Source organism: Paraclostridium sp. MRS3W1 (genome assembly GCF_032465715.1).
GTDB lineage: Bacteria > Bacillota > Clostridia > Peptostreptococcales > Peptostreptococcaceae > Paraclostridium > Paraclostridium dentum.
The window spans coordinates 55,011-61,050 of record NZ_JAWDJM010000020.1 but is presented as its reverse complement, the minus strand read 5'-3'; the positions used below and the strand labels follow the sequence as shown (position 1 = coordinate 61,050).

The following is a 6,040-nucleotide window of genomic DNA, read 5'->3' as shown; positions in this document are numbered from 1 at the left end:
TTAAAAAAGAATTTTTATAATTAACCTACTGTTTAATTTTCAAAGTTCATTTCTTTTGTGTTTTGCCCTTTTCTTAAGGACAAGTAATACTATACCACCTTAATTTGACATCGTCAACACTTTTTTAAAATTTAATTTTATTTTTTTAAATTTCATCTAAAAAACCTCGAATTTCAGTGCTTTACCTACCTATGTTTCCTTATTAATCACCCTTAACCTCTCCTAATAATAAAAAAAGATATTTTTTAAATAGATAGCGTAATAATGAAAACATAAGATTTAACGAAATTTCAAATCTTATGTTTTATCTCCCTTATAATTTAATATAAAAAATATAGTATGTGAAAGTTAACGAAGTATAAATATAAAATCTGCAGCGACATTTCAAAGCATCTTCTCAGCTTTGTGTCGCAAAGATTTTATATTTATACTTCGTGGTCTATTACTTTACATACTATATTTTTTAACCTATTCTATTCAAATATTTTATATTCATTGTATAAAGGATATTTATTTGTTAAAGCTACAACCTTTTCTCTAGCTTCTTCTTCTTTATTATAAGTTAAACATAAATCTATGGCCTCTGCTATATCTTTCATATCTTCTTCTTTCATACCTCTTGTTGTTACAGCCGGAGTCCCTAATCTTATACCACTAGTAACAAAAGCTCCATTTGGATCAAAAGGTATTGTATTTTTATTAGCTGTTATATATGCTTCATCTAATCTTTTTTCGGCTTCTTTTCCAGTTATATTTTTATTAGTTAAGTCTAATAAAATTAGATGATTATCAGTTCCACCTGTTACTAACTCAAATCCTCTATTTATTAATTCTTCTGCTAATTTCTTAGCATTTTTTACAACTTGAGATTGATATTGTTTAAACTCTGGCTCTAAAGCTTCTTTAAACGCTACAGCTTTAGAAGCTATTATATGTTCTAATGGACCACCTTGAGTTCCTGGGAAAATAGCTTTATCTATAGCTTTTGCATATTTTTCTTTACAAAGAATAACTCCTCCTCTAGGTCCTCTTAAAGTTTTATGTGTAGTAGTAGTTACAAAATCTGCAACCTCACATGGATTTTGATGAAGTCCAGCTGCTACAAGCCCAGCTATATGAGCCATATCTACCATAAGCATAGCCCCTACTTCATCCGCTATTTCTTTAAACTTTTTAAAATCTATTTCTCTAGGATATGCACTAGCTCCTGCTACTATTAGCGTAGGCTTTATTTCATGTGCCTTTGTTCTTATATCATCATAATCTATTCTTCCATCTTTAAGGTCTACACCATACTCTGTAAATTCAAAGTATTGCCCTGATATATTTGCAGGAGACCCATGAGTTAAATGCCCCCCTTGAGATAAATTCATTCCCATAACTTTATCTCCAGGTTTTAAAATTGAGAAATAAACACCCATATTTGCATTAGCACCAGAATGAGGTTGAACGTTAGCATGTTCTGCCCCAAATATTTTTTTCAATCTTTCAATAGCTAATTTTTCTATCTCATCTATATGCTCACATCCCCCATAGTATCTTTTTTGTGGATATCCTTCTGCATATTTATTAGTTAAGTGACTTCCCATAGTCTCCATAACCGCCATAGATACTATATTTTCTGATGCTATTAATTCTATGTTCCTTTGTTGTCTTTCTAATTCTCTTTGCATACCTTCATAAATTTCTCTATCAACCTTCTTTAAATTCTCAAACATTTAATCACCCTTTCTTTATATATAAATAAATATGTATTATTAAAAACTACTTAAATAATTGTAAAATACTAATATTTATATATTCACTTGTACACTTTTATATACCAAATTTTCGCAATTTTTCAACTGTTAATATTATTTAATTTTAATTCAATTTTCAAATTAAATCAAATATGTTTTTATAGTGAATAAATGTGTGTAATATGGTGCAATAATTTGATATAATCTTTATGTTATATTTATTTAGGAGGTGTAATTTTGGATATAGAGAATAACATTGACCAACATGGGAAAAAAAATATCTTCAGACTAGCACTTTTCACAGGAGAACTTATGCTTAGAAATGGTGCTGAAACTTATCGAGTAGAGGACACCATACTTAGAATTTGCAACTCTAGAGGTTTTAAGCATGTAAACGTATTTACATCCCCTACTGTAATAATTATCTCCGACGAAAGATTCGATGGTATAACGTTTATGAAAACTATAAAAAATAGAGGTATAAACATAAACAAAATCGATCTTTTAAATGCATTTTCAAGGGAATTTGTATCTAATAAAGATTTATCAATTGAAGATGCCCTACTACAGCTTAAAGGAATTGAAAAAGTTAAGTCTTATAACCAATGGGTTGTATATATAGGTACTGGACTAGGATCTGCATGTTTCTCAGTTTTGTTAGGTTGTACAGTCGTAGATTTTTTATTTACATACATAACATCGATTTTCGCTGTTATAATATTCGATAAAATATTTAGTATTAGTTCTATACCTTCTTTTTCTACACTAGCAGCTTCAATTTTTATAGCAGTTGTAGGTGTTAGTTTATCAAGCTTAGGACTTTTGAGTCAACCGAATACACTAATTGTAGGATCTATAATGCCACTTCTTCCTGGAGTTTCATTAATTAAAGGCTTAAGAGACCTTATTTCTGGCGATTTAATTTCAGGGGTAGCTAGAGCTTTTGATGCTGCTTTAACCGCAACTGCTATAGCTGTTGGAGTAGGATTCGTTCTTGAAGTATGGCTTAGATTAGGAGGTATATTATAATGAGTAGCATGCCTTTATATTTGCACTTTATATTTAGTTTTTTATCTACAATAGGATTTGCTATATTTTTAAGTGCTCCTAAAAGATCCCTTTATGTATCTGGATTAATAGGAGCTATAGGGTGGGTTTTATATGTATACCTATTTAAAGCTACAAACAACCCAATTTTATCAAACTTTGTTCCAGCAACTATAATAGGTATTGCTAGTGAAGTTTGTGCTAGAAAATTAAAACAACCAGCTATAGTCTTTGTAATACCTGGTATAATTCCTTTAGTCCCTGGACTTGGAATGTATAACACAATGCTTTATTTAGTTCAAGAAAACTATGAACTTGCTGCATCTACAGGTGCAACTGCACTTTTAGTTGGAGGTGCTATATCTCTTGGTGTATTACTGGTTACTTCATTTGTTAAAACTATAAATACAGTAAAATTAAATAAAGCTACATTTGGATTTAACCACGTTATAACAAAAAAAGATTCTAACTATGAAAATAATATAATGACAGAAGATAGTGATTTAGATATAGATTTAGCCATAGATAAAGATAAAAATGTACAAGAAGATGAGAAAAAAGATTTAGAATAGATAAAAAAAGAGGAAGTTGTGTAACTTCCTCTTTTTTATATATTTATTCTATCTATAACCTTAGTTATTACTGGTATATACTGTCTACTTTCTCTAAGCTTTGAATCTTTCTTTTTTATAAATAAATAAGCTAATCCAGTTAAAAGTAGACCTATTCCAGCACTTAATATTTCTTTATTAACAGAAATATTAATAAGATTTAGTATACTATATGAAATTACGGTGCCCCCTAAAAGTGCTACTAAAGGAATTATATATACTATAGATGCAGCCTTTATTACATTTATAGAGTCCATATTTAATTCTACGTAGTCACCTACTTTAGCTCCTATAGTATTGTCAACTTCAACAACTATATCTTTTTTATCAGTAGATGATGCACACTTCCCACAAGATGCACAAGCTGAATGCTGTTGCATTTTTATTTTAGCGGTTATACTATCTACTATTTCTACTACATACCCATGTTGATTCATAGCGCTCCCCCTATTTTGTAAATTTGTTTATAGTTTCCATCAATTCAGAAATTAATTCTTCTGATTCTTGTGTCTCACCCTCTTTTATAGAGTTTGATACGCATCCTTTTATATGATTTTCAAGTATTATATTCCCAACTCTATTTATGGCTGATCTTATTGCTGATATTTGAACTAAAATATCAACGCAATATCTTTCATCCTCTACCATTTTTTGAATACCCTTTACTTGACCTTCAATTCTATTTAATCTCTTGATAATGGCTTCCTTATCGTTATTTTTAGCTAATTTTTTCTCCATATTATTACCTCTTTTTCATTCATATAATATATTATATATTATTTTCTTCAAAAAAAAATAAATACTGTTGAATTTTCTTCAACAGTATTTATTTTAAAAGTTCTATTCTTTATCTTTTATATCAACTTTTATATTTAATTCATCTAATTGAGCTTCTTCTGCAATTGCAGGAGCATTAGTCATAGGACAAACAGCACTTTGATTTTTAGGGAATGCTATTACATCTTTTATATTAGTAGTTCCAGCTAATATCATTATAAGTCTATCAAGACCAAATGCCATACCAGCATGAGGTGGAGTACCATATTTAAATGCATCTAATAGGAATCCGAATTTTTCTTGAGCTTCTTCTTCAGTGAAGCCTAACGCTTTGAACATTTTTTGTTGTACATCAGCATTAAATATTCTAACACTTCCTCCTCCTACTTCATAACCATTTATAACCATATCATAAGCTTTAGCTCTTAAAGAAGCTTTATCATCACTCTCTAATCTTTCTAAATCTTCATCTAATGGAGAAGTGAATGGGTGATGTTTAGCTATCATTCTTCCAGTTTCTTCATCTTCTTCAAATACTGGGAATTCAGTAACCCATAACATTTCATAAGTATTACTGTCTAATAAGTCTAATCTTCTAGCTACTTCTAATCTTACTTGACCTAAAGCATCAAATACTACACTGTCCTTATCTGCAACAAATAATAATAAGTCTCCAGATTGAGCATCCATTTTATTTAATATAGCATTTATTTCTTCTTCTGTGAAAAACTTAGCTATAGGAGATGTTACTTCATTATTTTCTCCAACTTTCATCCAAGCAAGCCCTTTTGCTTTATAAGTTTTAGCATGATCTTCTAATTTTCCAATTTGTTTTTTAGAAAAATCTTCTGCTTTACCTTTTACATTTATACCTCTAACACTCATACCATCTTTAGTAGCATTAGCAAAAACACCAAATCCGCAATTTGCAACTACATCAGATATATTAGTTAATTCATATCCAAATCTAGTATCAGGCTTATCTGATCCATATCTTTCCATAGCTTCAGCATAAGTCATCACCTTAAGAGGTAAGTTAACCTCTACATTCAATACTTCTTTAAATATTCTTTGTACCATTTTTTCCATTATAGCCATAACATCTTCTTGTTCAACAAAAGACATTTCGCAGTCTATTTGAGTAAACTCTGGTTGTCTATCAGCTCTTAAGTCCTCATCTCTGAAACACTTAACTATTTGGAAGTATCTATCCATTCCACTTACCATTAATAATTGTTTAAATAATTGAGGTGATTGTGGTAGTGCATAGAATTTACCTTCATTTACTCTACTTGGTACTAAATAGTCTCTAGCTCCTTCTGGAGTTGGTTTTATTAAAAATGGTGTTTCTATTTCAAAGAAATTATTTTCTGTTAAGTAATTTCTAACTATACTAGCAACTCTACTTCTTAATATTAAATTCTTTTGCATAGATGGTTTTCTTAAATCTAAATATCTATATTTAAGTCTTAATTCTTCAGATACATTATCTTCATCTTTTATATATATAGGTGGTGTCTCTGATTTATTTAGTAATTTTAATTCTGTAGCAAATACTTCTATATCACCTGTTGGTAAATTAGGATTTTTAGAAGATCTTTCTGCAACCTTACCCTTTATTGCTATTACATACTCAGATCCTAACTTTTCAGCTTTTGCAAAAGCTTCTGCATTTACATCTGTATCAAATATTATTTGGCAAATTCCACTTCTATCTCTTAAGTCTACAAATACTAATCCACCTAAGTTTCTTTTCTTTTGTACCCATCCCATAAGTACAACTTCTTCATCTATATTAGATTCTCTTAAGTCTCCACAATAGTGAGTTCTCTTTAATCCGTTTAGAGTCTCCATGTCTTTCCTCCA

Annotated in this window: 6 protein-coding genes; 2 read left to right on the top strand and 4 right to left on the bottom strand. The window is 29.7% G+C overall.

What is annotated here, in order from left to right; all coding sequences use genetic code 11:
- Positions 1 to 473: 473 nt before the first annotated feature.
- Complete coding sequence (gene glyA / locus RWY47_RS01685; RefSeq protein WP_224170654.1) at positions 474 to 1,718, bottom strand: serine hydroxymethyltransferase; 1,245 nt, start codon at positions 1,716 to 1,718, stop codon at positions 474 to 476.
- A gap of 264 nt (positions 1,719 to 1,982) precedes the next feature.
- Between glyA and RWY47_RS01680 the strand changes: the two genes are divergently transcribed.
- Together RWY47_RS01680 and RWY47_RS01675 are read left to right on the top strand one after the other, a co-directional pair.
- Positions 1,983 to 2,768: a threonine/serine exporter family protein gene (locus tag RWY47_RS01680; RefSeq protein ID WP_150841963.1), complete on the top strand. Its 786-nt coding sequence runs from the start codon at positions 1,983 to 1,985 to the stop codon at positions 2,766 to 2,768.
- A complete protein-coding gene (locus RWY47_RS01675; protein WP_021428440.1) occupies positions 2,768 to 3,358 on the top strand; it encodes a threonine/serine exporter family protein in 591 nt (196 codons plus the stop codon). Before RWY47_RS01680 ends, RWY47_RS01675 begins: the two co-directional genes overlap by 1 nt.
- A gap of 35 nt (positions 3,359 to 3,393) precedes the next feature.
- On the opposite strand, the gene RWY47_RS01670 is transcribed toward RWY47_RS01675, so the two are convergent.
- The 3 genes from RWY47_RS01670 to aspS form a co-directional block, all read right to left on the bottom strand.
- Positions 3,394 to 3,834 (bottom strand): SoxR reducing system RseC family protein, encoded by a 441-nt coding sequence (locus tag RWY47_RS01670; protein WP_150841956.1) that lies wholly within the window; start codon positions 3,832 to 3,834, stop codon positions 3,394 to 3,396.
- A 10-nt stretch (positions 3,835 to 3,844) separates the two neighbouring features.
- Positions 3,845 to 4,135 (bottom strand): metal-sensitive transcriptional regulator, encoded by a 291-nt coding sequence (locus RWY47_RS01665; RefSeq protein ID WP_021428502.1) that lies wholly within the window; start codon positions 4,133 to 4,135, stop codon positions 3,845 to 3,847.
- Positions 4,136 to 4,237: 102 nt separating this feature from the next.
- The gene (aspS, locus tag RWY47_RS01660; RefSeq protein ID WP_150841955.1) at positions 4,238 to 6,028 is read right to left on the bottom strand and encodes an aspartate--tRNA ligase; all 1,791 of its coding nucleotides are present in this window, start codon (positions 6,026 to 6,028) and stop codon (positions 4,238 to 4,240) included.
- Positions 6,029 to 6,040: the final 12 nt, after the last annotated feature.

Excerpts from the sequence above, each read along its gene's own strand:
- aspS (WP_150841955.1), bottom strand. The coding sequence starts at position 6,028 with ATGGAGACTCTAAACGGATTAAAGAGAACTCACTATTGTGGAGACTTA.
- RWY47_RS01675 (WP_021428440.1), top strand. The coding sequence starts at position 2,768 with ATGAGTAGCATGCCTTTATATTTGCACTTTATATTTAGTTTTTTATCT.
- RWY47_RS01670 (WP_150841956.1), bottom strand. The coding sequence starts at position 3,834 with ATGAATCAACATGGGTATGTAGTAGAAATAGTAGATAGTATAACCGCT.
- RWY47_RS01665 (WP_021428502.1), bottom strand. The coding sequence starts at position 4,135 with ATGGAGAAAAAATTAGCTAAAAATAACGATAAGGAAGCCATTATCAAG.
- glyA (WP_224170654.1), bottom strand. The coding sequence starts at position 1,718 with ATGTTTGAGAATTTAAAGAAGGTTGATAGAGAAATTTATGAAGGTATG.